The following is a 26,972-nucleotide window of genomic DNA, read 5'->3' on the forward strand; positions in this document are numbered from 1 at the left end:
GGAGCGAGCTTGCTCGCGATAGCGGTGGACCAGTCACATCGAGGTTGGCTGGAATACCGCTATCGCGAGCAAGCTCGCTCCCACAGGGATATGTATCAGGCGATGTTATCGGCGGTATCCCCGAGTGAGCAGCGCATCGACACTCAACTTCCCGGCCCCCTGCAACAGCAGCGGCAACAACGCCACCAGATAGATCAACGGCAGTTTGAAGTTGCCGTGGCCTTTGTTGGTGATGGCGTACCCCTGGGCCAGTTCACTCAAGGTTGACCAATCCGCCGGCCAATGCACGGCGGCGGTGGCGACGACCGTGACGACCATCAACACCAGCGCCGAAAGGCGAGTGCCCAGGCCCATCAGCAGGGCGAGGGCGCAGAGCAGTTCGGCCCACATCGACAGTTCCCAGTTCCAACTGGCCGGCAAGTGGTTGAAGGGGAAGGGGAACGCGGCCTGGATTTGGGCAAACCAGTTGTCGCCCTGCCATTTCTCCCAACCGGATTCGAAAAACTCCCAGGCCAGGAACAGGCGCAGGCCCAATGGCCCGAGCCACGTTCCGGTCTGATCGAGTGTTGTGCGCAGGCCTTTCAAAACATCTGCAGACATGATCGATCTCCCAGGGGCTCAATTCGAGCTGTCAGTGGCAACCAGAGGGGCGGCTGCGCGGCCCAACGGCGATGAACTCCTTCGGCGCGCGTTGGCTTGGGCGAGCTTGCCCACCAGACGAATCGCGATGGCGGCGCAGGTCAGGCCGAAGGGCAGCACGTACCAGGCACTCATGGGAATGCGCTTGAAGTTGGAGTAGGCAAAGATCGCCACCAACACCCACATGCCGCTGACGTGCAGGCGTTTCCAGGCTTTGCCGCCAATCAGGCGCGCGGTGCTTTTGAAGGAGGTCAGGGCCAGCAGCAGGATGAATACGTATCCGACGGAGCCGGGGATATTGCCAACGGTGGTGCGACCCGGCCAGAACTCGGGGTTGAGCTGCCCATAGCTGTAGATCAGCACGGCGTGCACCAGATGGGAAAACGCGAAGGCCAAACCGATGAAACGTCGCTCGCGGACCAGGGACCGGCTCAGGGGCGACGGCACCAGCACGGCGAACGCCGAGGCGGTAAAGGCCAGCAGAAACAAGGCGAAGGATGAGCGGGCTGTGGCGCGGATGGCGCTGCGCACGCCCTCGGTCAGGTCCGGGTTGAGCGCCAGGGTCAGTGCGGTCATCAACAGCACCAGGGCGGCAAGCAGGCTGAACAGCGACCAGCCCTGGAAACGAAACGTGGAAGCAGGCATGAGAAGGCTCCTTGGGTGTGGGGCCCGGTCGTGAATAGCGACCGGGAACACGAGGGAGTTTTTCAAACGGGTGTAAGTGGGGTGTGTCTGGAATTCGGGCGTTTGCAAGCCTGTGTAACCGTGCCTGTGGCGGACACATTGGCATACAAAGCCCGAGTACATTAAAGCCTGGGGCTGAACCTTTGTGGGAGCGAGCCTGCTCGCGATAGCAGTGGTGCAGCTTGCACAGATGTCGGCTATACCGACGCCATCGCGAGCAGGCTCGCTCCCACAGGTGGATCGGGGTTAAATTTCCCGGCTGAGCCGCAACTCGGCACACAACCCGCCGCCGTCACGATTGCTCAAGGTCAGCGAACCGCCCATGGCGATCGCCAGTTGCTGGGCGATGGCCAGCCCTAACCCGGTACCACCGGTTTCCCGGTTGCGCGAGCTTTCCACCCGGTAGAACGGTTTGAGCACCTCGGCCAGCTCCTGCTCATTGATGCCGGGGCCACGGTCCAGCACTTGAATCGCCAGTTGTCCGTTGTCAGTGCGCTGCACCTGGATCTGCGCCGCACCGCCGAACTTCAAGGCGTTGTCCACCAGATTGACCAGCACCCGGCGCAGGGCATGGGGCCGGGTGTCGATGACCGCGGCGTTTTTCCCGGATAGCTGCACGTCCTGGCCGATGTCCTGATAGTCGAACACCAGGCTGTCGAGAAACGCATCCAGGTTGATGCGACAGCTGGCTTCGGTGGCGCCATGGATGCTGCGGGCATAGGCCACACCTTCGCGCACCAAGTGCTCCATTTCGCTCAGGTCGCTCCACAGCTTGTCCTTTTCGATGCCGTCGTCCATGAACTCGGCGCGCAGCTTCATGCGCGTGATGGGGGTTTGCAAGTCATGGGAAATCGCCGCCAGCAACTGCATGCGCTCCTTGAGGTAGGCGGCGATACGGTCCTGCATGGCATTGAACGCCTTGGCGGCATGCACCACTTCGGTCGGGCCTTTTTCGTCGAGGCGGACGCTGTGGGCATTCGGGTCCAGGGTTTCCACCGCCTGGGCCAGTCGGGTCAGCGGGCCGACGGCGATGCGCACGGCCAGCCAGGTGCAGCCGATCAACAGCGCCAGTTGCCCCAGCAACACCACCGGGAGCCAGGGGGAGAGGGGCATCATCGCCGGGCGCACGTCGATGGTCAGCGGGCTGCCGTCGGCCAGGCGCAGGTGCGCCTGGTAGTGCTGCTTGGGTCCGGGAATGTCGGTGAACGTCAGGGCGTAGGCCTGACCGATCGCCTCCTGGATTGAAGTCACCGACACCGGGGCGTTGTCAGGAAGCATTCGCTGGCCTGGCTGACCTTCATCGAGCAGGTAGCCATAGTTGCGTCGGGCGAGTTTCGGCAGCCAGGCCTGGCGCTCGGCAGCCGGCAGGCGGTCGAGAATGGCGACCGAGGTCGAGACGTCGGTTTCCAGGTTGCCGAGCATGGTGGTCTTGGCACTCTGGTAGCGTTCGTAATACTGGGCGCCGAACGACAGGCCCTGGGCCAGGATCAGGCCGATCAGGAAGATCAGCGACAAGCGCGAGGCGAGGGTGCGCGGCCAGCGCAGCGGCAGGGTCATACCGACGCCTCAAGGATCTCCACCGGCAACGAGAACACATAGCCTTCGCTGCGCACGGTCTTGATGTAGGCCGGCTCCCGGGCATCATCCAGCAACCGTTGACGCAGGCGGCTGACCAGCAGATCGATGGAGCGATCGAACAGATCGGCGTCCCGGCCCTGAGTCAGGTTCAGCAACTGATCGCGATTGAGCACCCGCTGCGGGTGGTCGAGGAACACCCGCAACAGGCGATATTCGGCGCCGCTCAAGGCGACCATGGTGCCGTCAGTGTCCAGCAGGTGCCGTGCAGTGGTGTCCAGGCGCCAGCGGCCGAACGCCAGCAGGCGACCGCTTTCGGTGACCACCAGGTTGGGCGGCAGCATGCGGGTACGCCGTAGCACGGCATTGATCCGCGCCAGCAACTCCCGGGCGGCGAAGGGTTTGACCAGGTAATCGTCGGCGCCCATTTCCAGGCCGATGATGCGGTCGGTTTCATCGTTGCGGGCGGTGAGCATCAGCACCGGTGTGGCCTTGTGTTTGCCGGCGCGCAGCTCCCGGCACAGCACCAGGCCATCATCGCCCGGCATCATGATGTCCAGCACGATCAGGTCCACCGGGGTCGTTTCCAGAAAGGCACGCATCTGCCGGCCATCGGCAACCACGGTGGTACGCAGGCCGTTCTTTTTCAGGTAGTTGCCCACCAGTTCTCTGATTTCGCGATCGTCATCCACGATCAACACATGATCGACGTGATCCATGGTGTTCTGCCCCTTGGCGTTTCGTTGTGATCAGTCTACAGGCGCCGGCCAGCCCGGCTCGCGGCGGTTTGTATTGCAGTGTATCTGGCGCGCGGCGGATACACAGGGATTCAAAAAGCCGCGTTGCCCGATACAGACGCGATACCTCACGGGCATTCAATGGCATCCATCGAGGCGGCACAACACGCCCCGGCCGAAAAACACACCCATTGAATGCATCGAGGATACCGCCATGAACACCAAAGCCGTCTACGCTGCCTGCCTTTTCGCCGCGCTGAACATCTGCACCTTGTCGGCCCGGGCCGAGAGTCACGTCCAGGCTCAGACCTACGCCTATGGCACCCACCTGGATATCCAGAAGGTCCTGTCCCTCAGCGAAGATCCGACCCCGGCCTGCGGCGTGGTGAATGCCCGCATGACCTACCTCGACTCAGCGGGCCACAAGCAGGCGCTGGACTATCGCAAGCTGGCTGACAACTGCAGCAACCAGAACTGACTCGCCGTGGCAGCCAACCTGTGGCAGTAAATCTGTGGGAGCAAAGCTTGCTCGCGATGCAGGCGCCTCGATTCCTGGCAATACCGCGTCATCGTTTATCGCGAGCAAGCTTCGCTCCACAGAGGCGCCGCCCGATTTGGTGTGTTCAGTTTATCTACCTACCGTTGAGGTGTTGCCATGCTTTTGATCGCTTTTCTGGGCGGGATCCTGACGATCCTCAGTCCCTGCATCCTTCCGGTGGTGCCGTTTCTGTTTGCCCGGGCCAATCGCTCGCGGGGCTCGGTACTGCTGACGCTGGCCGGCATGGTGCTGACGTTTGCCCTGGTTTCGAGTCTGGCGGTGGTCAGCAGCGAGTGGGTGGTGCGAGCCAGCAGCGTTGGCCGGCAAATCGCTCTGTGGGTGATGGTGCTGTTCGCCTTGTCGCTGATGTTCAGCCGCGTCGGTATATGGCTGGCACGGCCGCTGGTGAGCCTGGGCAACCGTATCGATAACGGCGCCGGACGGATGGCCGGGCCTGTGGGCTCGGTGCTGATCGGGGTCGCCACCGGGCTGCTCTGGGCGCCGTGTGCCGGGCCGATACTCGGGGTGATTCTGACCGGGGCCATGTTGCAAGGCGCGAGCGCTGAAACCAGTCTGCTGCTGCTCGCTTACGGGCTGGGCAGTGCCTTGTCGCTGGGTGTGCTGATCCTGGCCGGGCGCGGATTGGCCGACCGCCTCAAGCTGTCGTTGCCGATCACCACCTGGCTGCGCCGGGGTACCGGTGTCGTGGTATTGCTGGCAGCCGTGGCGATTGGCACGGGTGCCGATGATCGCCTGTTGGCCAGTACCTCCTCCCAAGGGGCTGCGACCCTGGAGCAGGGGGTACTGAAGAATGTGCCCAAGGCCATCGATTACCTGGTCGAAAAGGCGAGCGCGGCCCCGCTGGAATCGCTTCAGCCTCAGGGCGAGATGCCGTCCCTGGAGGGCGCCGTGCAATGGTTGAACTCGCCACCCTTGAGCAGCGAGTCACTGCGGGGCAAGGTGGTGCTGGTGGATTTCTGGACTTATGACTGCATCAACTGCCAGCGCACGCTGCCCTATGTGAACGATTGGGCGCGCAAGTACGAGAAGGAGGGGCTGGTGGTGATCGGCGTGCACACACCTGAGTACGGCTACGAGAAAATCATCGACAACGTGCGCGAGCAGGTACGCAAGTTGGGGATCAACTACCCGGTGGCCATCGATAACCAATATGCAATCTGGCGCGCCTTCAACAATCAGTACTGGCCAGCCCACTACTTCATCGATGCCAAGGGTCAGGTGCGCTACAGCCACTTTGGCGAAGGGCGGTATGCCGAGCAGGAACGGGTGATTGAGCAATTGTTGGAGGAAGCCAAGGCCAGCCAGTAACCCGTGGCAAGGGAGCTTGCTTGTGGCGAAGGGATCTGTGGGAGCAAGGCTTGCCCGCGATGAACGATAACGCGGTTCAGTTGTTCGACCGCGGTGCGGCTATCGCGGGCAAGCCTTGCTCCTACAGATAAATCCCTCTCTACAAAAAATTGCGTAGCCGTGCTGGCCCCTTGCTCTTTCCAAGGTTGTCAAACTTCTTTTATTTCAGAAAGTTGGGCGACAAACCTATGCGGATTTCTATGTGGGTCGTGGTGACGTGTCTCCTGGTCGCCGTTTCGCTTGAGGCTCAGGCAAAGGCCCTGACGAAAAACCAGCAGTCGGTGTGCCGCTGGGGTTCGGACATTGCCGCCGGCGCCCAGGCGTCGAAGCTTTCCGGGATCACCTTGTACGGCGCGCGCAAAAGGTTGCAGGTGCGCAAGTTTCCCCGGCCGTGGATGCGCATGACCGCCCTGGGCATCACCGAACAGACCTATAACAGCGCTTCACGTCTCAAGCCCGCGGCTATCAAGCAGACCTACTATGAACAGTGCGTGCGGCATGCGCTGGCGCGAAGATAAGCGTTGGTTCACGCCGGGCTTCTGCCGGGCATTTCGATGCCATGCAGGTGAACCCTTCGATACAGGGTCGCTCGGGAAATGCCCAGCGCCCGTGCAGCGGCGGTGGGCTTCCAGCGATGCCGCACCAGCGCATCGAGCAGCATCTGACGCTCCGGGCTGGCGCTGGGTTGTGGTGCGTCCACAGGCGCTTGTGTGCAGTGCAATGACTCGGGCAGGTGACTGAGCTGGATCACACTCGCCTCGCTCACCGCGCAGGCGTAGCGCAGCACATGACGCAACTGACGGATATTGCCCGGCCAGTGATAACCAAGCAGGCATTCCAGGGCTGCGCCGCTCAATTGCGCCATCCCCCCGCACTGCGCCGATTCCTCCTCAAGGATGCGGTTGATCAACGCCAGCCGGTCACTGCGCTCACGCAGCGGCGGCAGTTGGAAGCGGGCGCCGCCGAGGCGAAAGTACAGATCCTCGCGAAACCCGCCGGCGGCGACCAATGTCTCCAGGTCGCGGTGGGTGGCGCAGATCACCTGAATGTCCACGGCCCTGCGCCGTGACGCCCCCAGTGGCGCCACTTCACCTTCGGCCAATACCCGTAGCAGGCGCGTCTGCAAAGCCAGCGGCATGTCACCGATTTCATCCAGAAACAGTGTGCCGCCATCGGCTTGTTGCAGCAGGCCCTGCATACCTTTCGCCGAGGCCCCGGTGAAGGCCCCGGCAACGTAGCCGAACAACTCGCTTTCGATCAGGCTTTCGGGAATCGCCGCGCAGTTCAATGCCACGAACGGCCGGTCACGGCGCTGGCTGGCCTGATGCAGTTGGCGGGCAAATACCTCCTTGCCAGAGCCGGTTTCGCCTTGGATCAGCACCGGCAAGTTGCGATCCTTGACCCGTACCGCCAGACGCAGGCTGTCGGCCAGTCGAGGATCCAGTTCCACCGGGGTCATGGCAACCCGGGGGCGTGGATTGGCCCGCTGTCGCGGCGCGCTCAAGCGACCATGCAAAGGCGACTCGATGCCGGGGCTGGACAGCGGATACAGACGCTCGTCGCGGGCTCGGTGCAGCAGTTGCTGGTCGAACACCTGGCTGATGTGCTGCGGCAGTTGGCCGTAGTGTTGCAGCAGGTACTGGCGAGCTGCGGGGTTCAGGGCTTGCAGGCAACCGTCGTCGTCCCAGGCGAACAGCAAGTCCGGCTGGCTGTCGACGTAGCCGGCGTTGCGATGGGCCCGCAGTACCCAGTAGCCCTGGGCGCTGCTCATGAAAAACGCCTGTTCGATTTCCCGAGCGCTCTGGACCACCATCTGCCGGATCAGGTGCTGTGAGCGTCGATCATCCGGTGAACGCACCGCCGAGACATCCAGAACCCCGAGCAACTGCCCTTGCGGGTCGAAAACCGGCGCGGCGGAGCAGGTCAGGCCGATGAACGCCGCCCGGAAATGATCGCGCTTGTGCACCGTCACCGGGGCTTTGGCCGTGAGCACCGCCGCCACGCCGCAGGTGCCTTCTTCCCCCTCCGACCAGCAGGTGCCCAAGTACAGCCCGGCCTTGCGGCAGTCATTGCGAATGGTGGTTTCCACCCGGTAATCGATGGTCTGGCCCTGGGCATCGGTCAGCAGCACGCAGTAGTCGGCATCCCGCACCCGACCATGCAGCCGGGCGACTTCTTCGCTGGCGATATTAAGGAACAGTTCCGAGCGCTCGCGGCATTGCTTGAGCACGTCCTGGGACAGGATGCGCGGGCCCTGCAGTGAACCGGGGTCCAGATGATGTTGCTCCATGGAGCGACGCCAGGAGTCGAGGATCAGGTCCGGGACGGGCAGCTGTGGCAGTTGCGCCGCGTTTTTCAGTACGCGGCTGACGCAATCCACATGCGCCCGGGAGTGAGCGGAAAGCATACGGGCCTCCGTTTCAGCTTCTTATCGTTGTGCGCTCATTAAGCGCCGTTCGTTGTGCGCAGACAAGCTCGGCGAGCCGCACCGGCAAGTGTGAGACGCCACGTCTCACGGTCTCGCCAGAACCTCGTGCAGGCTGACATGTCGCGTCTCACAGCGCGTGGGTGGATTCCCTCGGAGGAGGCGCTGCGAGGGCTCTGTTCCGGGCCTTTCGCCGGTTCTATCGGTATCTGGCACCGCCCTTGCTCTAGCGTCTGCAGCCGACCCGTTCGGACTGCCAATAATAAAAAATGAGGTGTCCCATGTCTCTGCACCGAGGGTTTTGCTGCCCAGGTCGTCCATCTACTCAACTGCCGGTGGCGCCATGAGTCGCCGTCCACTGACCGTGGGCATCATTGCCAACCCGGCGTCGGGGCGCGATGTGCGACGCCTGACCGCCAACGCCGGGTTGTTTTCCAGCACCGACAAGGTTTCGGTGATCCAGCGGCTGCTGGCCGCCTTTGGTGCCACCGGTATCGAGCAGGTCCTGATGCCGACCGACATGACCGGCATTGCCGCCGCCGTGCTGAAGAACAGCCACAGCCGCCAGGCGCGCAGCAGCCATTGGCCGGCCCTGGAATTTCTCGACCTGACGCTGCGCCAGACCGTCGAAGATACGCGTCAGGCTGCGCGCCTGATGGCAGAACGCGAGGTGAGCCTGATCGCCGTGCTGGGCGGCGACGGCACCCACAAGGCCGTGGCCGCCGAAGTCGGTGATATCCCTCTGCTGACCCTCTCCACGGGCACCAATAACGCCTTCCCCGAACTGCGCGAAGCCACCAGTGCCGGATTGGCTGGTGGGTTGTACGCCAGCGGCCGGATACCTGCGCAGATCGGCCTGCGTCGCAACAAACGCCTGTTGGTCTGCGATGCCGGACGCGGTTTGCGCGAAGTCGCCCTGGTGGACGTCGCCGTGTCGCCGCTGCGCTTTGTCGGCGCCCGGGCCATCAGTCGGGCGCAGGACCTGGCCGAGGTGTTCGTGACCTTCGCCGAGCCGCAATCCATCGGCCTGTCCGCGCTGTGCGGCTTGTGGTTCCCGGTGTCACGCCAGGCAGCGGGTGGTGCCTGGATGCGCCTGGACCCGCAATCGCCCGAAGCGTTGCTGGTGCCGCTGGCCCCTGGTCTGTTGCAAGGCTGTGGCGTGCTCGCCGCCGGGCCCCTGGAGCCTGGCATCGCCCATGGCCTGTCGCTCTCCAGAGGCACCCTGGCCCTGGACGGCGAACGGGAAATCGAATTCAACGCGCAGGACCGGCCCACGGTCACCCTCGATGCCGGCGGCCCGCTGAGCATCGATGTCAACGCGGTGCTGGCCTACGCCGCGCAACAGCGTTTGCTGGCCATCGGCCGCGAACACCCGCAACACCCTCTGAATCTTCAAGAAGACACCCCAGGAGAATAAAAATGTCGACACCGCTCACCCACGATCAACTGCTGCACGCCTATCAGGTGATGCGCACCATCCGCGCTTTCGAAGAGCGCCTGCACGTGGAGTTCGCCACTGGCGAGATTCCCGGTTTCGTCCACCTGTATGCCGGCGAAGAGGCGTCGGCCGCCGGCGTCATGGCCCATTTGGGCGATGACGATTGCATCGCCTCCAACCACCGAGGCCACGGTCATTGCATCGCCAAGGGCGTGGACGTGTACGGGATGATGGCCGAGATCTACGGCAAGAAGACCGGCGTCTGCCAAGGCAAGGGCGGCTCCATGCACATTGCCGATTTCGAGAAAGGCATGCTCGGCGCCAATGGCATTGTCGGGGCGGGCGCGCCCCTGGTGGTGGGCGCCGCGCTGGCCGCCCGGCTCAAGGGCACCGACAGCGTCGCCGTGGTGTTTTTCGGTGATGGTGGCTCCAACGAAGGCGCGGTATTCGAAGCCATGAACATGGCCTCGGTGTGGAACCTGCCGTGCCTGTTCATCGCTGAAAACAATGGCTACGCCGAAGCCACCGCGTCCAATTGGTCGGTGGCCTGCGATCACATTGCCGACCGCGCCGCCGGTTTCGGCATGCCCGGGGTGACTGTAGATGGCTTTGACTTCTTTGCCGTGCATGAAGCCGCCGGGGCCGCCGTCGAACGCGCCCGTGCCGGGGAGGGGCCTTCGCTGATCGAGGTCAAGCTGACCCGTTACTACGGCCACTTCGAGGGCGATGCCCAGACTTATCGGGCACCCGACGAGGTCAAGCATTTTCGCGAGAACCAGGATTGCCTGATGCAGTTTCGCGAGCGCACCACGCGGGCCGGATTGCTCACCGTCGAGCAGTTGGACCAGATCGACAAGGAGATCGAGTTGCTGATCGAAAACGCCGTGTACAAAGCCAAGTCCGATCCCAAGCCCACCGCGGCGGACCTGCTGACCGACGTCTACGTCTCCTATCCCTGAACGCTCTTCATAAAACAAGAACAGAGAATCCCATCATGGCGAGAAAAATCAGCTATCAGCAGGCAATCAACGAAGCCCTGGCCCAGGAAATGCGCCGCGATTCCAGCGTCTTCATCATGGGCGAGGACGTCGCCGGTGGTGCCGGCGCGCCCGGTGAAAACGACGCCTGGGGCGGTGTGCTCGGTGTCACCAAGGGGCTTTACGACCAGTTTCCCGGGCGTGTGCTGGATACGCCGCTGTCGGAAATCGGTTACGTCGGCGCGGCGGTCGGGGCGGCGACCTGTGGTGTGCGCCCGGTGTGCGAACTGATGTTCGTCGACTTCGCCGGGTGCTGCCTGGACCAGATCCTCAACCAGGCGGCGAAGTTTCGCTACATGTTCGGCGGCAAGGCCTCCACGCCGCTGGTGATCCGCACCATGGTCGGCGCCGGCTTGCGTGCCGCCGCCCAGCATTCCCAAATGCTCACCTCCTTGTGGACGCACATTCCGGGGCTGAAAGTGGTGTGTCCGTCATCGCCTTACGACGCCAAGGGCCTGCTGATCCAGGCGATCCGCGACAACGACCCGGTGATCTTCTGCGAGCACAAATTGCTCTACAGCATGCAGGGCGAGGTGCCGGAAGAGCTCTACACCATTCCCTTCGGCGAGGCCAATTTCCTACGCGACGGCAAAGACGTGACCCTGGTGTCGTACGGGCGCATGGTCAACACCGCGATGGACGCGGCCCGCAGCCTGGCCGGGCGCGGCATCGACTGCGAGGTCATCGACCTGCGCACCACCAGCCCGATGGACGAGGACAGCATCCTGGAAAGCGTCGAGAAAACCGGGCGCCTGGTGGTCATCGATGAGGCCAACCCACGCTGCTCAATGGCCACCGACATTTCCGCGCTGGTGGCGCAAAAAGCCTTTGGCGCGCTCAAGGCGCCGATCGAAATGGTCACCGCGCCCCATACCCCGGTGCCGTTCTCCGATGCTCTGGAAGACCTGTACATCCCTGACGCGGCGAAGATCGAACAAGCCGTGCTCAACGTGATCGAGTGGAGCAAGCGCTGATGAGCCAGATTCATACCCTGACCATGCCCAAGTGGGGCCTGTCGATGACCGAAGGCCGGGTCGATGCCTGGCTCAAGGAGGAGGGCCAGGCCATCACCAAGGGTGATGAAGTGATGGACGTGGAAACCGACAAGATTTCCAGCAGCGTCGAAGCGCCGTTCTCCGGGATCTTGCGGCGGCAGGTTGCCCGACAGGACGAAACCCTGGCGGTCGGCGCCTTGCTCGGGATTGTCGTCGACGGTGAAGCGAGCGATGCCGAGATCGATGCTGTCATCGAGCAGTTCCAGTCGTCCTTTGTGCCCGGCGACGCTGCCGACGAAGACAGCGGCCCGAAACCGCAGAAAGTCGAACTGGATGGCCGGGTGATCCGCTTTTTCGAGCGTGGCGAAGGCGGCACGCCGCTGCTGCTGGTGCATGGTTTCGGCGGCGACCTGAACAATTGGCTGTTCAACCACGAAGCACTGGCGGCCGGGCGTCGGGTCATCGCCCTGGACCTGCCGGGCCATGGCGAATCCGCCAAGACACTGCAACGCGGTGACCTGGACGAACTGAGCGGCGTGGTGCTGGCCTTGCTCGATCACCTGGACATCAACGCTGTGCATCTGGTGGGGCATTCCATGGGTGGGGCGGTGTCGCTGAACGCCGCGCGCCTGATGCCCCAGCGAGTGCGGTCGCTGACCTTGATCGGCAGTGCCGGGCTGGGCGCGCAGATCAATGGCAGCTACCTCAAAGGTTTTGTCGAAGCGGCCAACCGCAACGCCCTCAAGCCGCAACTGGTGCAACTGTTCTCCAATGCCGAGCTGGTCACCCGGCAGATGCTCGATGACATGCTCAAGTACAAGCGCCTGGAGGGTGTGGACGCTGCGCTGTTGCAACTGTCAGCGACGCTGTTCGCCGACGGCCGCCAGCAGGTGGATTTACGCGAAGTGGTGCAGGCCGGCCACGTCCCGACGCTGGTGATCTGGGGCAGCGACGACGCGATCATCCCGGCAGCCCACAGCGACGGGCTGAGTGCCCAGGTCGAGGTGCTACCTGGCCAGGGGCACATGGTGCAGATGGAAGCGGCCGAGCAGGTCAACCGGTTGATCCTTGGGTTCATTGAGCAGCACTGATCAAGCGGGCGGCGCGGTGATTCGTCGCCCCTACAAAATTCTGGAGGCAACGCTATGAACGTTTCAATCAAGCCTACCCGCAGCATGCGCGCCGCTGTCTGGCATGGCCGCAACGACATCCGCGTCGAAGACGTGCCGCTGCCCGTAGCGCCGCCCGCCGGCTGGGTGCAGATCCGCGTGCAGTGGTGCGGCATCTGTGGCTCTGACCTGCATGAATATGTGGCCGGGCCGGTGTTCATTCCGGTGGACGCGCCGCATCCGCTGACCGGCATCAAGGGCCAGTGCATCCTCGGCCATGAGTTCTGCGGTGAAATCGTCGAATTGGGGGCTGGTGTCGAGGGCTTCAGCGTCGGCGAGCCGGTGGCGGCCGATGCCTGTCAGCACTGTGGCACCTGCTATTACTGCACACATGGGCTCTACAACATCTGCGAAAACCTGGCGTTCACCGGGCTGATGAACAACGGTGCGTTCGCGGAGCTGGTCAATGTGCCGGCCAATCTGCTTTACAAACTGCCTGCCGATTTTCCCGCCGAAGCCGGCGCGCTGATCGAGCCGTTGGCGGTGGGCATGCATGCGGTGAAAAAGGCCGGCAGCCTGTTGGGCCAGAACGTAGTGGTGGTCGGCGCCGGCACCATCGGCCTGTGCACCATCATGTGCGCCAAGGCCGCCGGCGCGGCGCAGGTGATCGCCCTGGAAATGTCCGGTGCGCGCAAGGCCAAGGCCCTGGAAGTCGGGGCCAGTCATGTGATCGATCCGAACGAGTGCGACGCCCTGGCCGAAGTCCGTCGTTTGACCGCTGGTCTGGGGGCCGACGTCAGTTTCGAGTGCATCGGCAACAAGCACACCGCCAAACTCGCCATCGACCTGATCCGCAAGGCGGGCAAATGTGTGCTGGTGGGGATTTTCGAGGAACCGAGCGAGTTCAACTTCTTTGAACTGGTCTCCACCGAGAAGCAGGTACTTGGCGCGCTGGCCTACAACGGTGAATTCGCCGACGTGATTGCCTTCATCGCCGATGGGCGCCTGGACATCTCGCCGCTGGTGACCGGGCGCATCCAGCTGGAGCAGATCGTTGGCCAGGGGTTCGAGGAACTGGTCAACAACAAGGAGCACAACGTGAAAATCATCGTGTCACCCGCACGGATCTGAGCGCGCCTGAGGTGGGCGATTGGCGATGGCCGGCAAGGCCATCGCACTTTTTATCTCAGGTATAGGCCAGCAAGCGCCCACACAACACCACCGTGAACCATATCGCCACGGACAGCACCGCCTGCGCTTTTGCAAGTCCTGGTGCCGCGCTGGCGGTGTTCCATTGGCTGACCGTGCGATAAATCCCGAGGTGAAACGCCAGGGCGTTGAGGCCCGCCGCCGCAATCAGGCACAGCTTGAGGATAAACACGCCATTGCCGGCGAAGTCATGGGGATGGGCGCTGAACATCATCAAACCGGCGGGTACGATCAACAGCAGGGCCGCAAGGGCCCAGGGCAGTAGATGGCGGGCCAGCGCCGTCACGGCAATGTCCTTGGACACCCCAAGCACCCGCAAATCGAACATCACCACCGCGCCCACCAACAGCGAAAACCCGATGATGTGCACCACCTCCACCAACGGGTAGAGCCACAGTTCGCCGCGCATGGCCAGCGCCAGGGACGAACCTTCCAGTTGGTCCAGCCAGCCCTGCGGGTCGTTGCCTGCCTCGATGGCCTGCATCAGCGCAACTCGACGGTCTTGTTGTCGACGGTGATGCGTTCTGCGCGCAACTCATCGGGTTTGTTGCGGTTTGCATAGCCGACCACGCCCACTTGGTTGCCAGGCTTGAGCATGTCCTTGCTCAGGCCTCGGTTCTCCATGCGTGACGGCGGGGCGAGCACCACGGTCCAGGTTTTGTCCGCCGTTTTCAGGCGCACGAAGCCATGGGGATGCGAATAGCCGGATTCTTCTATCGTTCCGTTGAGTTGCAGGGTGTTGTCAGTGTCGTACTCGCTCCAGCCGTGATGGGCCAGGGCTGTCGTTGCCATCAGCATCAACGATAAGCCGATGCAACCGAGTATGTGTTTCATGGCAGGTCTCCTGTTGGATCATCGGTTCAGCCCGGCAGGTAGTTGCGCCAGACGCGGTCTTCGCCGAGCTGCAGTGACTGCTCGTCTTCTTCGCGAAACCTGCGGTCGCAGTCGAGGAAGAACTCATCGAGTTGCGGCGGCTTGACGTGGGTGGCACTGAGCATGGTGTGGACCTGTCCGCGATGATGGATCTGATGTTCGAACAGGTGCAACAGCAGTCGGTCGATTCGTTCGCGCACCACCCCGTCGACACGCACCAGATCGACGGAGCGGGCGAGGTCGGTTTCCCGCAGGGCTTCGCAGAATGCCACCAGTCGCTGGTCGGTTTGAGTCTGGTTGTGCAGCAATTGGGCAAAGGCCAGGGTCTCGGAAAAATCCTTTATCTGGCCGTCACGGTCGCCTTCCAGGGCGGTGAGGTAATAGCGGTCCACTTCCAGGATGTGGCAAAGCGTGGCCTGGATGGACGGGAAGAACCCCGTGCGCGGTGCCTGGTATTGGGCCTCGCTCAACGGCGCGCAGGCAGTGAGTAGTCGGTGATTGGCCCACTGATTGTTCAGGGCCTGGGCCAGGAAATAGTTCATGGGGCACCTTGTGTGCGAGCTGGCTCACGATGAGGGCGGCACATCCAGCATAGTCGATTCAGACAGACCGCTATCGCGAGCAGGCTCGCTCCCACAGGGATTTGTGGTGAATGTGGGAGCGAGCCTGCTCGCGATGGCGGCGGCGCTATCACCGCCGGTCAGCGCCATGTCCTGCGGTCAAAGCCCCACATCCGGCAACACCGGCCGATTGGCCAGGGCCTTGGCCATGATCTGCTCGACGTACACGCGATCCTCCTCCGGCAGCGCCAGACGCGGTGGGCGGGTGAGGGCGCTGCCGCGACCGGCGATGGCTTCGCACAGTTTGATGCACTGCACCAGGTCGGCGCGGGCGTCCAGGTGCAGGATCGGCATCAGCCATTCATAGATCGGCATCGCTTCGGCAAAACGTCCGGCGCGGGCCAGGCGGAAAATGGTTTCGCCTTCTTGGGGGAACACGTTGGACATCCCCGAGACCCAGCCTTCGGCACCCACGGCCAGGCTTTCCAGCACCACGTCGTCCAGGCCTGCAAACAACACAAAGCGGTCGCCCACTTCATTGCGCACGTCGATGAAGCGCCGGGTGTCGCCGGACGAATCCTTGAAGCACACCACGTTGTCACAATCGGCCAGGGAAATCAGGATGTCCGGGGTCACGTCATTCTTGTAGATCGGCGGGTTGTTGTAGACCATCAATGGCACGTCGGCATGCCGGGCCACGTAGCGGAAATGCTCGGCGGTCTCGAACGGCTTGGAGCCATAGACCAGCGCTGGCATCAGCATCACGCCGTCGACGCCAACCCGGCGCACTGCGTTGGCGACCTTGGCCGCCTGCACGCTGGTGAACTCGGCCACGCCGCAGATCACCGGCACCCGGCCCCGGGCAGCATCCACCGCCACTTCGGTCACGGCGATTTTCTCCTCGGCGCTCAGGGAGGTGTTTTCCCCCACCGAGCCGCAGACCACCAGGCCTGACACGCCATCGCGGATGACGTTGGAAATCACTTGATGGGTTTTTTCCAGGTTGATGGAAAAGTCATCGTTGAACTGCGTGGTGACGGCGGGGAATACGCCGCTCCAGTTGATGCGTTTGCTCATGGTTGTCTCCGGTTATGGTGTTTCGTATGCGCAAAAATTTAATTCACTACAAATCCCCTGTGGCGAGGGAGCTTGCTCCCGCTGGGGCGCGAAGCGGCCCCAACAATGACCTGACAACTCGATGTGTCAGGCAATCCAAGAGGGCTGCTGCGCAGCCCAGCGGGAGCAAGCTCCCTCGCCACAGGGGGATGTGCAAAGTTCGAAAGTCATGCGCCAGGCCAGGTATCCGAAAGCCGATACCCCTGTGGCCAGGGATCTGCCGGGTCGAGCAGCAACTGATGCGTGCCGGTGATCCACGCGCGCCCGGCGATGCACGGATAAATTGCCGGGCGCCCGGCCACTTCGGTCAATGAATCGATACGACAGTGGAACTCGGAGCCGATGATCGAGCGGCCGATGAAGCGCTCTCCCACTTGCATCAACCCCTTGGCGTGCAACACCGCCATGCGCGCCGAGCAACCGGTGCCGGTTGGGGAGCGATCGATCTTGCCGGGCTGGATCACCACGGCGTTGGCACCGCTGGCGATGCCGTTCTCCAGGACGATGGGCGCGGCGATCTGGCAAAACGAGATATGCGACCAGTCCGGGTTCAACGGATGGACAAAGCCCAGTTGCTCGTTGGCGGCCCGGGTGATTTTCAGCCCCACGGTCACCAATTCGGCCGCTTCATCAGGACGGATAGCAAAACCCAGGCGCTGGGCGTCGACGATGACGAAACTGTCGCCGCCGTAGGCAGTGTCCACCTGCAGCGACCCCAGCCCCTCGACTTCGATCCAGGCATCGAGGCGGTCGGCGAAGGAGGGCACGTTCTTGATTTCCACCCGCTGGACTTTACCGTCGCGGCAGTCGACCACCGCTTCGATCAGCCCGCCGGGTGCTTCGAGGACCAAGCGCGTCTGGGGCTCGGTCATGGGCAGGATGCCGCTATCGAGCAATACAGTGGCGACGCACAACGAGTTGGAACCGGACATCGGCGGTGTGTCGGCTGGTTCCATGATGATCCAGGCCATCTGCGCCCGCGGGTCCTTGGCCGGCACCAGCAGGTTGACGTGACGGAACACGCCGCCACGGGGCTCGTTGAGGACGAAGTTGCGCAGGGTCTGGTCCTGGGCGATCCAGCGTGACTGTTCCCATACGGTGGCACCGGGCGGTGGTGCGACGCCGCCGACGATCACATCGCCGACTTCGCCTTCGGCGTGGCAGCTGACGACATGGATGATTTTCGATGAGCGCATGAGTCAAATCCTTGTGTTGTCTTGTAGGGCCTCATCGCGAGCAAGCTCGCTCCCACAAAGGGTTCTGTGGTGTACACGAAACAGTGTGGGAGCGAGCTTGCTCGCGATGGGGCCATCGCTATTTCACCGACTTGAGAAACGCCGCCGTCTCCGGCTGCACAGGGTTGCCAATCACCTGATCCGGCGGCCCGATCTCATGGACCCGCCCGTCGCAGAAAAACGCCACGCGGTCGGACACGTCCCGGGCGAAGCGGATCTCGTGGGTCACCAGCACCATGGTCATGCCGTCTTCGGCGAGCATGCGCATGGTGTCCAGCACTTCGCCCACCAGTTGCGGGTCCAGGGCCGAGGTGGCTTCGTCGAAGAGCATGTAGTCCGGCGACATCGCCAGGGCCCGGGCGATCGCCATGCGCTGTTGTTGACCACCGGAAAGCTTGCCGGGGAAGGCCTTGAGCTTGTCTCCCAGGCCCACATGCTCCAGCTGTCGCAGCGCCAGCGCTTCGGCCTCCTGCTTGCTTTTGCCCAGCACTTTGCGAGGCGCCAGCATCACGTTTTCCAGCACGGTCAGATGGGGGAAAGCGTTCCATTGCTGGAACACGATGCCGATCTTTTGCCGCAAGCGGTTGAGATCGGTGGTGCGGTCGTGAACCTCGATGCCGTCCACGCGGATGCTGCCTTTGTGGATCGGCTCAAGGCCGTTGATGCACATCAGCAGGGTCGATTTGCCGGAGCCGGAGCCGCCGATGATCGACACCACTTCCCCTTTGTCCACCGTCAGGCTCACGCCCTTGACCACTTCCAGCTCGCCAAAGGATTTGTGTACGTTCTCGATCTCAATCATTTTCCTGCCACCTTCTTTCCAGACGTGCGCCAAGGCGGGCGACCACCAGGCTCATGACGTAGTAAATGAGGCCCGCGATGCACAGCACCAGCAACGGTTCCTGGATGCGGGTGACGATGGTTTGCGAGGCGCGCAGCAGTTCGACGATGCCGATCCACATCACCAGCGCGGTGTCTTTCATCACGCCCAACACCAGGTTCAGCCAGCCAGGGAATGCGACCCGCGTGGCAATCGGCAGGACGATGTAGCGCAGATCCTGCAGGTAACTCAGGCCCAGGGAGCGACTGGCCCGGCGGGTACTCAACGGCACCGCCAACACGCCACCGCGCACGATCTCGGTGAAGTAGGCGGCGGCGTAGACGCCGAGCACGATGCAACCGACCGCGAAGGCGCTCAGGTTCAGGCCGACGATGCTCTTGAGGGCGTTGAACAGCACGAACTGGATCAGCAGCGGAACGCTGCGAAACACGTCCAGTACCCAGGCCAGTGGCAGGCTGGCCCGCGGCAGCAATGCCCGCAGCAGGCCGAACAGCAAGCCGGCCAGGGAACCCAGCAGGATCGACCACGCGGTCAGTTGCAGCGTGACCCAGGCCCCGTCGAGCAAGAACAGCAGGTCGTTAAAGGTGAGGCTGGTGGTAAACATGACGCGCCCTCAGTAACGAAACAATCGCCAGGACAACAGCCGGGCCAGCCCGACGATCAGCTTGGCGATCAGGTAATACAGCACCGCCGCGAGGGCGAAGTATTCGAAGGTGCGGAAAGTCTTGACGTTGTATTCCTGGGTGACGCCGGTCAGGTCGTTGTTCAGGCCCACCACCACACCCAGGGAGGTCATCAGCACCGCCCAGACCATCTGGTTGGTCAGCGGGTAGAACACGATGCGCAGCAGTTGCGGCACGATGATCATCCGGTAGGCCTGCCAGGTGCTCATGCCCAGGGAGCGGGCGGCGCGCATCTGGGTACTCGGCACGGCCTTGAGGCCGCCGCGAAAGTTTTCCGCCAGGTAACCGGCGTTGTTGAAGGTGATCCCGGCCAGCAACGCCAGCCAGGAACTGACGTGCAGCCCGAGAGAGCCGAGGCCGAAGTAGAGGATGTAGATCTGGAACAGCGAGGGCGTGTTGCGGGCGATCGACACCCAGCCATTGCCCACGCCGCGCAGCAGCGGATGGCGGGCCTGGCGCATCACCGTCAGCACCAGGGCGATCAGCACGCCGAAGATCATCGACAGCGCCGCGGTCTCGAAGGTGACCCAGGCCCCGGCGAGCATGTCGGGCAGGGCACGTAAGGCCGGGCGCCACTGGAAACTGTAGTCAAACATCGGTCAGGCCCCCCGTATGGACAGTCGGTTGCAGCCACGTCGGCGGTTGACCGCTGGCCGTTGCGCTGCACGCAGCTTCAACGCACTGCGCAAGGCTGGCAAAGTGCACGCCGCGACCGACCAGACCCGGCGCGTAATGGGCGTATTTGCCGGAGTTGGTCATCAGGGTGGTGGCCTCGGGCGGAATGACCGGCTCGCCCAACATGCACCAGCAGGTGTCGGTGACCAGGAGCGCGCCGAAGGCTTCGATGGCCTGCAGATGGCCCGCCTCGCGAGCCTGTTCCAGTACCGCTCGGCCACAGGTGATCGCCAGCACCACATCCGGATGCTTGTGGCGGCCGGCGCACAGGGCCGACAGGGCAGCGAATTCGCCGAGGGAAAAATGCGGATTGCCCAGGGAGACCACGTCCACCTGGCGGTGCCGGGCGCTGTTGAGTTCGCGCCAACTGGCGAGCAGGCCGGCAGCGCTGACAGTGTCCTGCGGCAAACTGACTCCCGGCTCCAGGACATCGACCGGGTCGAGGGCCTCGGGCGTCACCCCGGCGATGTGGAACAGCGGCGCAGCGCTGGTGGTGGCGAACGCGGCGCCGAAGGCTTTCAAGTCGTCCCGCGTGGGGGCGGCGTGCTCCAGGCCGCGGATCAGTGGAATGCGACGGCCCGTCAGGCTGCCGATGTGATAACCCAGCAGCGGATAGAAACTGTCGTCCACGGGCCCCAACGGCGGCACATCGATAATCAGCGCGGCTTTGCGCTGCGCGTCAAGATGGCAGCCGGTCAATGGCGCGCGACCGCAGAGGGCGATGCAGATGTCCAGGAAGTCCGGGTACTTTTGCGTGCGGGCACCGAGCACGCTGTTGGCGTAGACCACGGCGTTGGATTCGGCCCAGACGATCTGTTCGCCAGCCTTGGGCGCGCTGTCGAGCAGGTAGGGGGCACAGGTGAAACTCAACTGCGCACCCATTGCCATGTAGGCATCCCCCAAGGCGCTGGCCGGCTCACCCAGGGCGGGGTCGACGCCCAGCTCCCGCCAGCGCCGCTGGTCTACGGAAATCGAATTGAGCGTGGTGGGCACGCGCACCTTCGCGCCCCATTGCACCAGTTGTTCGGCAAAACGCAGGCTGGCCGGGCCGGTATAGATGCAGCCATCGATGTGGGCCTGGGTCACATCCAGCAGTTGTGTAGCGCCCTGGATCTGGGCCATGCGCAATACAATCTGCATTGCGACCTGGGCCGCCTTGCCGTGTCTGCCGTCCAGCAGCGCTTGGTCCTGTTGGCTGAGGCTGATGGTTGAACCGCTGAGCGCGGGGGTTGGAAAGTCCAGCCCGTGCCAGCCATCGTTGGGGCGCTGACCTGACAAGGTCAGGCAAGCGCCTTCAATGCGCACAAAACCCTGGCCGCGCAACCGCTTGAAGGCCTCGTGCCCGACACACACCACCGGCAGGGAGCGCTGGAAAATCACCTGCGCCACCAGCACGCCCAGGGTCAGGATTTCATCGGCCTCGGCCAGCACCAGGGCCGCAGGGGCGTGGCCGTTGCTGATCAGCTCCATCAGCACGCTGCTGCCGGTGCAGGAGCCACGCCCGCTGGGAATCGCCAGCACGCGCCCGGCCAGGCGTTCACCGCTCAACGGATGATGGCGGTCAATCACCTCGCCGCTGGCCGGATCGACCCCGCCCCAGAAACTCAGGCCCACATCGGCGTACAGCAGGGCGCCCTGGGCGGCACCCTCCACCAGACTTCGGCCCGTCACACGGGTAGGCGTGCTTGGCATGCTCCAATCCTCAGTAGTAAACCTGCGGCACCACCAGGTCGGCCGGCGGGATATCGGTGCCCACCCATTTGACGAACAGCTCCTTGTAACGGCCAGTGCGCACCTGCTGGTTGACGAAGAGATTGAGGTAGTTGATCAACCCGTACTCGTTGCGCTTGGCGCCAAGGGACACGTAGTCGATGACATAGGGCGCGTTGCCCGCGATTTTCAGGTTCTTGTACTTGCCCGACTTGATGGTCGCGGCCGCCACGGTGTTGGTCACCACGGTCGCATCGATGTGGCCCTGGGCGACGGCCAGCAGCGTGTCGTTCTGCGACTGGTAGGCGCGGAAACTGCCGCTGCCCCAACTCTTCTGGTCTTTTTCCAGGGCGATGGCTTCGTAGGTGCCGCTGGTGTTACCCAGAGGTTTGCCCTTGAGGTCGTCGTAGCTGTTGATACCGGTATCGTCGCGGGTCAGCACCACCATCTGAAACGCGAAGTAGGGCACGGTCAGGCCCACGGTCTTGGCCCGCTCCAGGGTGTCGGAGGTGGAGGCAACGATCACGTCCGCACGGCCGGAAACCAGCGCCGGGATCCGGTCCGGGAACGGTGTTTCCACCACTTCGGGTTCCACGCCGAGGACTTTCGCCAGGTCGTGGCAATAGTCCACGTCAAAACCAGCGGGTTTATTGCCAGCGTCACGAAAACCCATGGGCGGGAAGTCCAGGGTCACGGCGCAGCGCAGTTTGCCGGAGCCGATGATGTCGTCGAGTTTGTCGGCGTGAGCGGGGGCGATGAAAAGGGGCGTGAGGGCAACGCTCAGGGCTACAGCCAATGCAGGGTTCTTCATAAATGCCTCGCTGTCGAATAAATGCGGATGAAATATCGTATTGAGGATTTCGTATACGATATTAAATAAAGCAAGCAGCGTGCCGGTTTGAGGTTGAGTCAGTGGTCATTGGTAAGGCTTTGATGTGCATGCATTAAAAGACGTGGAGCTGCGTCAGACGCCGAACAACGCTTGCGTGCGGTGTTACAGATAGGAGCAATCGCAGTCCCCATGCCCCACCAGGGAACACTGGTCAGCGCTGATTTTCGCGATACTGGCTGGGCGAAAGGCTGGTCAAGGCACGGAACTGCCGGCTGAACGCGCTGTGATCGGTGTAGCCGCAGCGCAGGGCAATTTCGGTGATGGGCAGGTCGTGGTCCAGTAACAACCGCGAGGCTTCTTCCAGCCGCGCCTTGTGAATCATCTGCCGGGGCGTGAGCTGGAAGATACGTTTGCAGTGGCGCTCCAACTGCGCCACCGACAACCCGGCGATGGCGGTCAGGTCGGCAAGGCTGATGGGGTGGGCGAAGTGCTGCTTGATATGGGCATCCACCGCCGCCAGTTTGTGGAACGCGGGGTGACTCGACTGGGGCAGTTGCAAGTCCCGGGAAATCCCGGCCAGGCCGACGATCTGGCCGTTGGGCGCATGCAGGGCGAGTTTATGGGTCAGGCACCACACCGGCTGGTTGCCGTAGTACAGGTGCAGTTCGAGCTGGTCGGCCAGTTCCCGGCCGCTGGCCAGCACCCGTCGGTCCTGCTCGGTGTACAGCGGGCCGAAACGCTCGGGAAAAACCTGCTCGGCAGTGAGGCCCAGCAGGTCAGCGCTTTGTTTGAAGCCGCAACGCCGGGCCAGGGTCTGGTTGACGAAGGCATAGCGGGCTTGCCTGTCCTTGATGAAAAACACCACGTCCGACAGGGTGTCGAGCAACGGCGCGATGGGTTGCAGGCTGTTGAGCAGGGTCGGTAAATCGCAGGGGGCGAAGGAAGTGAGCGTGGGGTACATGGCGTCAGGTTTCTGAGGGGACGCAGGGATCATAGGGGCAAAGTCATCGAGGCAGGAAGTCCAGGCCTGACGCGGTCCACTGTGGGAGCGAGCTTGCTCGCGAAAGCGGTGGGTCAGCTTGCATCGATGCTGGATGTGCCGACGCATTCGCGAGCAAGCTCGCTCCCACAGAAGGATCTGGTGTGGCCTCAGGTTGTCGGGGTTTCTTGCAGGTGCAGCAAAGTCTCGATCCGCGCCGGGCTGAAGGGCGGGCGCGGCGTGGGTGAGGGCCAGCCGAACAGATGTTCCAGCGCGGCAGCGCAGACCCGTCCCTGGCAGGCCCCCATGCCGCACCGGCTCGCCAGTTTCGCTGCGCGCCAGTCCTGGTGGTCGACCAGCTCGCCATACGGCACGTCTTCGCAGCGGCACACCAGCGTGTCGTCCCGAGCGAGGGTCTTGAGTCGCGCGTCCAAGGCGAAGGCCTTGTTCAACGCCCGGGCGAAACCTTGCCAGCGTGCCCGGCGAGGCCACAAGCGTTGCGCGGCGACACTATTGCCGACGGCGCTGTGGCCGGCGATGGCGCCTTCCACCAGCGCCAGTTCGCTGCCACCGAAACCGGTGCATTCACCGGCGGCGTAATGGTCGTGGCGGGTAGTCGCTTGCCAGGCGTCAACGGCCAGCGCCTGGCCTTCAAGACCACAGCCCAAGGCCTGGCCGAGCTGAGTATTGGGAATGAGCCCGAACCCACAGGCAAGACGGTCGCAGGCGAGTTCAAGTGTCTTGCCCTGTTGTAGCAAGCGCACGCCCTCAAGCCGCTCGCGACCCAGGGCCTCCAGCACATGCGTGCCGGTGCGGTAGTGTGGATCGAAAAGGCTGAACGACTGCAAAAACTTGCCCGGCCAGCGCGGCAACTGCGCGGCGAAACCGGCGACGGCGCGATGATTGGCCTGCTCGGCGATCCGCAGTACCTGCGCCCCTTGATGTTTGGCGGTGGCGGCGCTGGCCAGCAGCAACGGACCGCTGCCGGCGATCACCAGCCGTTCGCCGCGCACTGGCAGGCCACTCTTGATCAATGCTTGTAAACCACCGACGGCGGTCACCCCCGGCAGCGTCCAGCCGGGGAAGGGCAGCAGCAGTTCGCGCGCGCCGGTGCACAGGATCAAGCGCTGGTAGGTGATCTGCCAGCCGCGCTCGGCATCTTCCACCAGCAGGGTTTTATCGGCGGCGCAGGCGATGACGCGGGTGCCGGCGTGGCAGCGCACATTGGCGCAGGCCTGTAATGAGTTGCGCAGACGTCGGGCCTCGGCGGGGAGGTGAGCCTGGGGGCCGTCGCGCCAGATCTGCCCGCCCGGCAATGGATTATCGTCCAGCAGCACAATGCGCATGCCGCTGCTTGCTGCGGCCAGGGCGGCAGCCATGCCGGCGGGGCCGGCGCCGATGATCAACAGGTCGGTGGTTTCGTTCATGGTCGTGTTTGCACTTGCATGCCATCGCGACACAGTGTCTGGCAGGCCAGGCGTCGATGGCCATCGATCATCACCCGGCATTCCTGGCAAATGCCCATGCCGCACAGAGGCGCGCGGCGCTGGCCGCTGACCGAAGTGCGGCTGCAACCGTCGGCTCCCAGGGCAAGGGCGGCAGCGACGCTGGTGCCGCTGACGACAGTGAGCGGGCGACCATCGAGAAACAGATCAGGCATGGGCCGGTTCTCCCAGAAAGCGCTGTGGCAGGTACGGTTGCGCCGCCAGCGGCGAGGTTTCGTTGAACAGTTGCGCGGCCAACAGATCGGCCGTTGCGGGTGCCGTCGTCACGCCCAGGCCTTCGTGACCCACCGCCAGCCACAGGCCAGGGCGTTGCGGATGTTGCCCCACCAGCGGCAGGCCATCGGGGCTGGCGGCGCGAAAACCGGTCCAGGCGCGGATGCCGTTGAGGTGTGCCAGGCCTGGCATGTAGTAGACAGCACGCTTGAGCATCTTTGCCAGCATCCAGCCTTCCACCTGCGGGTCGACGGTGCCGAACTGTCGCGAGGCACCGATGAACAGCTGCCCGGTCGGACGCGGCTGGATATTGCACGCCACCGATGGACCGCTGGCGTTGTGAGCGCTGGTGACATACCCCAGCTCCACCAGGGTGTGGGAGACGGTGGCGGGGTAACGATCGGTGATCAACAAATGGCCCTTCTTGGCTTCGATCGGCAACTCCGGGCACAGCTCGGTGGCCTGGATGCCATTGGCGAGAATCACCGCTTCTGCGTTCAACCAGCGACCGTCCTCAAGACGCACTCGATGGCCGTCCACTTCAATGGCCTGGGCGCGTTGCTGAGCAATATTGGCCTCGTCCAGCATCCAGCGCGCGGCAGCCGGGGCGTACAGGATCCCGTCGCCCTTGATCAGCAGGCCGCCCTCCAGGCCTTCGCGCAGTTGCGGCTCACGCTGCTGCAGGGCCGCACGCCCGATCAGCTCGCAGTCTTCGCCATGAGCCAGCAGGTTCAGGTACTTGCTATGGGCAACGGCCATTTCCTCGGCATTGGCCGCCAGCCACAGGGTGCCGTTGTTGCGCCACGCGCAGGCGTCGGGCAGGGCCGGGGCCAACTGGCGCCAGCGCTGCAGGGAATACTGACTGAGGGCCAGTTCCGCCGGGTTGTCGTCCAGCACCAGCAAGTGGCCCATGCCGGCGGCTGTGGCGCCGTGCCAACCGGCATCGAGTACCAGGACCTTCAAGCCTCGCCGGGCCAACGTTCGGGCGCAGGCGGCGCCGATGATGCCGGCACCGATGATGATCACATCGGCGACGTGGCCGGCGTTCACGGGACGATGCCCCAGGCGAACGGATCATCCGGCTCAATGACCAGCGTGGTTTCGGCGCTGATGTAGGCGCGGCCGCGAATGGTCGGCACGATGCGCTCGCCGTCGAACTCATAGGAGCCTTCGAATTCACTGCCAATGACACTGGCCTGGCGCCAGATCTGCCCGGGTTGCAGTTTTCCGTCAGCGGCCAGGCACGCCAGTTTGGCGCTGGTGCCGGTGCCGCATGGGGAGCGGTCATACGCCTTGCCGGGGCAGAGCACGAAGTTGCGGCTGTCGGCGTGCGGGTCATCGGCGAACAGTTCGATGTGATCGATCAGGCCCCCGTCCTCACCCCGCAGACCTTGCTGTTCCAAGGCCTGCTGCACGGCGTAGGTATAGGCGGTCAACGCGTCGAGGTTGTCGCCCGCCACGCGCTGGCCATGGTCAGCGATCAGGAAAAACCAGTTGCCGCCCCAGGCCACATCGCCCACCACCGGGCCGATACCGGGCACCTCCAGGCTCAGGGCCTTGCGGTAACGGTAGGCCGGCACATTGCGTACGCTGACCGAACGGTCCTCATGCAAGGTCGCTTGCACCGTGCCCACCGGGGTTTCGACGGTGTGCACGCCAGGGCCGATTTTGCCCAGGTGTGCCAGTGACGTCACCAGGCCGATGGTGCCGTGGCCGCACATGCCCAGGTAGCCGCTGTTGTTGAAGAAGATCACCCCGGCACAGGCGCTCGGGTCCTGCGGCTCACAGAGCAGCGCCCCCACCAGCACATCGCTGCCCCGTGGTTCCAGCACGCAGGCGGTGCGCCAGGCGTCATGCTGTGTCGCTAGACGCTGGCGGCGCTCGGCCATGCTGCCTTGGCCCAGGTCGGGAAAACCGTCGGTGACCAGACGGGTCGGTTCGCCGCCGGTATGGGAATCGATCACGGTGATGCGTTTCATGGGGGGCCACGTCCGTT

General features: G+C 63.6%; 28 protein-coding genes. 8 read left to right on the top strand and 20 right to left on the bottom strand.

What is annotated here, in order from left to right; genetic code table 11:
• Nucleotides 1–105 precede the first annotated feature (105 nt).
• The 4 genes from GKKCFE_RS09780 to GKKCFE_RS09795 all read right to left on the bottom strand — a co-directional run bounded on the left by GKKCFE_RS09780 (nucleotide 106) and on the right by GKKCFE_RS09795 (nucleotide 3,617).
• Entirely contained in the window at nucleotides 106–600 is a 495-nt protein-coding gene (locus tag GKKCFE_RS09780; protein WP_047228956.1) for an HvfX family Cu-binding RiPP maturation protein, read from the bottom strand.
• An 18-nt stretch (nucleotides 601–618) separates the two neighbouring features.
• Entirely contained in the window at nucleotides 619–1,284 is a 666-nt protein-coding gene (locus GKKCFE_RS09785; protein WP_274091099.1) for a ferric reductase-like transmembrane domain-containing protein, read from the bottom strand.
• A gap of 285 nt (nucleotides 1,285–1,569) precedes the next feature.
• Nucleotides 1,570–2,880 (bottom strand): ATP-binding protein, encoded by a 1,311-nt coding sequence (locus GKKCFE_RS09790; protein ID WP_417696882.1) that lies wholly within the window; start codon nucleotides 2,878–2,880, stop codon nucleotides 1,570–1,572.
• A complete protein-coding gene (locus tag GKKCFE_RS09795) occupies nucleotides 2,877–3,617 on the bottom strand; it encodes a response regulator (protein ID WP_003202589.1) in 741 nt (246 codons plus the stop codon). Before GKKCFE_RS09795 ends, GKKCFE_RS09790 begins: the two co-directional genes overlap by 4 nt.
• Before the next feature lie 232 nt (nucleotides 3,618–3,849).
• On the opposite strand from GKKCFE_RS09795, the gene GKKCFE_RS09800 reads away from it, so the two are divergent.
• The 3 genes from GKKCFE_RS09800 to GKKCFE_RS09810 all read left to right on the top strand — a co-directional run bounded on the left by GKKCFE_RS09800 (nucleotide 3,850) and on the right by GKKCFE_RS09810 (nucleotide 6,059).
• Complete coding sequence (locus tag GKKCFE_RS09800; protein WP_047228959.1) at nucleotides 3,850–4,113, top strand: DUF2790 domain-containing protein; 264 nt, start codon at nucleotides 3,850–3,852, stop codon at nucleotides 4,111–4,113.
• A gap of 177 nt (nucleotides 4,114–4,290) precedes the next feature.
• Nucleotides 4,291–5,502, top strand: a complete 1,212-nt coding sequence (locus GKKCFE_RS09805; protein WP_047228960.1) for a cytochrome c biogenesis protein DipZ — start codon at nucleotides 4,291–4,293, stop codon at nucleotides 5,500–5,502.
• A 227-nt stretch (nucleotides 5,503–5,729) separates the two neighbouring features.
• Nucleotides 5,730–6,059, top strand: a complete 330-nt coding sequence (locus GKKCFE_RS09810; protein ID WP_047229012.1) for a hypothetical protein — start codon at nucleotides 5,730–5,732, stop codon at nucleotides 6,057–6,059.
• A gap of 8 nt (nucleotides 6,060–6,067) precedes the next feature.
• On the opposite strand, the gene GKKCFE_RS09815 is transcribed toward GKKCFE_RS09810, so the two are convergent.
• Nucleotides 6,068–7,948, bottom strand: a complete 1,881-nt coding sequence (locus GKKCFE_RS09815) for a sigma-54-dependent Fis family transcriptional regulator (RefSeq protein WP_445577791.1) — start codon at nucleotides 7,946–7,948, stop codon at nucleotides 6,068–6,070.
• Nucleotides 7,949–8,309: 361 nt separating this feature from the next.
• Between GKKCFE_RS09815 and GKKCFE_RS09820 the strand changes: the two genes are divergently transcribed.
• The 5 genes from GKKCFE_RS09820 (at nucleotide 8,310) to GKKCFE_RS09840 (ending at nucleotide 13,676) form a co-directional block, all read left to right on the top strand.
• Complete coding sequence (locus GKKCFE_RS09820) at nucleotides 8,310–9,383, top strand: ATP-NAD kinase family protein (protein WP_139050474.1); 1,074 nt, start codon at nucleotides 8,310–8,312, stop codon at nucleotides 9,381–9,383.
• Nucleotides 9,384–9,385: 2 nt separating this feature from the next.
• Entirely contained in the window at nucleotides 9,386–10,363 is a 978-nt protein-coding gene (locus GKKCFE_RS09825; RefSeq protein ID WP_047228963.1) for a thiamine pyrophosphate-dependent dehydrogenase E1 component subunit alpha, read from the top strand.
• Nucleotides 10,364–10,398: 35 nt separating this feature from the next.
• Complete coding sequence (locus GKKCFE_RS09830; RefSeq protein WP_047228964.1) at nucleotides 10,399–11,415, top strand: alpha-ketoacid dehydrogenase subunit beta; 1,017 nt, start codon at nucleotides 10,399–10,401, stop codon at nucleotides 11,413–11,415.
• A complete protein-coding gene (locus GKKCFE_RS09835) occupies nucleotides 11,415–12,527 on the top strand; it encodes an acetoin dehydrogenase dihydrolipoyllysine-residue acetyltransferase subunit (RefSeq protein WP_445577792.1) in 1,113 nt (370 codons plus the stop codon). The genes GKKCFE_RS09830 and GKKCFE_RS09835 overlap by 1 nt, the downstream gene beginning before the upstream one ends.
• 84 nt (nucleotides 12,528–12,611) lie before the next feature.
• Nucleotides 12,612–13,676 (top strand): 2,3-butanediol dehydrogenase, encoded by a 1,065-nt coding sequence (locus GKKCFE_RS09840; protein ID WP_230682633.1) that lies wholly within the window; start codon nucleotides 12,612–12,614, stop codon nucleotides 13,674–13,676.
• A 55-nt stretch (nucleotides 13,677–13,731) separates the two neighbouring features.
• Here GKKCFE_RS09840 and GKKCFE_RS09845 read toward each other — a convergent pair whose 3' ends face one another.
• The 15 genes from GKKCFE_RS09845 to GKKCFE_RS09915 form a co-directional block, all read right to left on the bottom strand.
• Nucleotides 13,732–14,238, bottom strand: coding sequence for a DUF6644 family protein (locus GKKCFE_RS09845; protein WP_047228967.1), 507 nt, complete (start codon nucleotides 14,236–14,238; stop codon nucleotides 13,732–13,734).
• A complete protein-coding gene (locus tag GKKCFE_RS09850; RefSeq protein ID WP_076385202.1) occupies nucleotides 14,238–14,588 on the bottom strand; it encodes a DUF6152 family protein in 351 nt (116 codons plus the stop codon). Before GKKCFE_RS09850 ends, GKKCFE_RS09845 begins: the two co-directional genes overlap by 1 nt.
• A 26-nt stretch (nucleotides 14,589–14,614) precedes the next feature.
• Nucleotides 14,615–15,169 carry a DinB family protein gene (locus GKKCFE_RS09855; RefSeq protein ID WP_047228969.1) on the bottom strand — a complete coding sequence of 185 codons (555 nt, stop codon included), beginning with the start codon at nucleotides 15,167–15,169 and terminating at the stop codon, nucleotides 14,615–14,617.
• Nucleotides 15,170–15,346: 177 nt separating this feature from the next.
• Nucleotides 15,347–16,264, bottom strand: a complete 918-nt coding sequence (locus GKKCFE_RS09860) for a dihydrodipicolinate synthase family protein (RefSeq protein WP_047228970.1) — start codon at nucleotides 16,262–16,264, stop codon at nucleotides 15,347–15,349.
• A 206-nt stretch (nucleotides 16,265–16,470) separates the two neighbouring features.
• Nucleotides 16,471–17,499, bottom strand: a complete 1,029-nt coding sequence (locus GKKCFE_RS09865; RefSeq protein ID WP_445577793.1) for a trans-3-hydroxy-L-proline dehydratase — start codon at nucleotides 17,497–17,499, stop codon at nucleotides 16,471–16,473.
• A 118-nt stretch (nucleotides 17,500–17,617) separates the two neighbouring features.
• Nucleotides 17,618–18,340, bottom strand: coding sequence for an amino acid ABC transporter ATP-binding protein (locus GKKCFE_RS09870; RefSeq protein ID WP_445577794.1), 723 nt, complete (start codon nucleotides 18,338–18,340; stop codon nucleotides 17,618–17,620).
• Nucleotides 18,333–18,983: an amino acid ABC transporter permease gene (locus GKKCFE_RS09875; RefSeq protein WP_445577795.1), complete on the bottom strand. Its 651-nt coding sequence runs from the start codon at nucleotides 18,981–18,983 to the stop codon at nucleotides 18,333–18,335. The genes GKKCFE_RS09870 and GKKCFE_RS09875 overlap by 8 nt, the downstream gene beginning before the upstream one ends.
• 9 nt (nucleotides 18,984–18,992) lie before the next feature.
• Entirely contained in the window at nucleotides 18,993–19,658 is a 666-nt protein-coding gene (locus GKKCFE_RS09880) for an amino acid ABC transporter permease (RefSeq protein ID WP_445577796.1), read from the bottom strand.
• The gene (lhpI, locus tag GKKCFE_RS09885) at nucleotides 19,651–21,429 is read right to left on the bottom strand and encodes a cis-3-hydroxy-L-proline dehydratase (RefSeq protein WP_445577797.1); all 1,779 of its coding nucleotides are present in this window, start codon (nucleotides 21,427–21,429) and stop codon (nucleotides 19,651–19,653) included. The genes GKKCFE_RS09880 and lhpI overlap by 8 nt, the downstream gene beginning before the upstream one ends.
• Before the next feature lie 10 nt (nucleotides 21,430–21,439).
• Nucleotides 21,440–22,258: an ABC transporter substrate-binding protein gene (locus tag GKKCFE_RS09890; protein WP_047228976.1), complete on the bottom strand. Its 819-nt coding sequence runs from the start codon at nucleotides 22,256–22,258 to the stop codon at nucleotides 21,440–21,442.
• Between the two features lie 232 nt (nucleotides 22,259–22,490).
• A complete protein-coding gene (locus tag GKKCFE_RS09895) occupies nucleotides 22,491–23,240 on the bottom strand; it encodes an AraC family transcriptional regulator (protein WP_076385191.1) in 750 nt (249 codons plus the stop codon).
• Nucleotides 23,241–23,428: 188 nt separating this feature from the next.
• Nucleotides 23,429–24,685: an FAD-dependent oxidoreductase gene (locus tag GKKCFE_RS09900; RefSeq protein WP_445577798.1), complete on the bottom strand. Its 1,257-nt coding sequence runs from the start codon at nucleotides 24,683–24,685 to the stop codon at nucleotides 23,429–23,431.
• The gene (locus GKKCFE_RS09905) at nucleotides 24,682–24,918 is read right to left on the bottom strand and encodes a 2Fe-2S iron-sulfur cluster-binding protein (RefSeq protein WP_047228979.1); all 237 of its coding nucleotides are present in this window, start codon (nucleotides 24,916–24,918) and stop codon (nucleotides 24,682–24,684) included. Before GKKCFE_RS09905 ends, GKKCFE_RS09900 begins: the two co-directional genes overlap by 4 nt.
• Complete coding sequence (locus GKKCFE_RS09910) at nucleotides 24,911–26,026, bottom strand: NAD(P)/FAD-dependent oxidoreductase (protein WP_445577799.1); 1,116 nt, start codon at nucleotides 26,024–26,026, stop codon at nucleotides 24,911–24,913. The genes GKKCFE_RS09905 and GKKCFE_RS09910 overlap by 8 nt, the downstream gene beginning before the upstream one ends.
• A complete protein-coding gene (locus GKKCFE_RS09915; RefSeq protein ID WP_047228981.1) occupies nucleotides 26,023–26,955 on the bottom strand; it encodes a 4-hydroxyproline epimerase in 933 nt (310 codons plus the stop codon). The genes GKKCFE_RS09910 and GKKCFE_RS09915 overlap by 4 nt, the downstream gene beginning before the upstream one ends.
• Nucleotides 26,956–26,972: the final 17 nt, after the last annotated feature.

The sequence above is a fragment of the Pseudomonas sp. E141 genome (genome assembly GCF_052659885.1).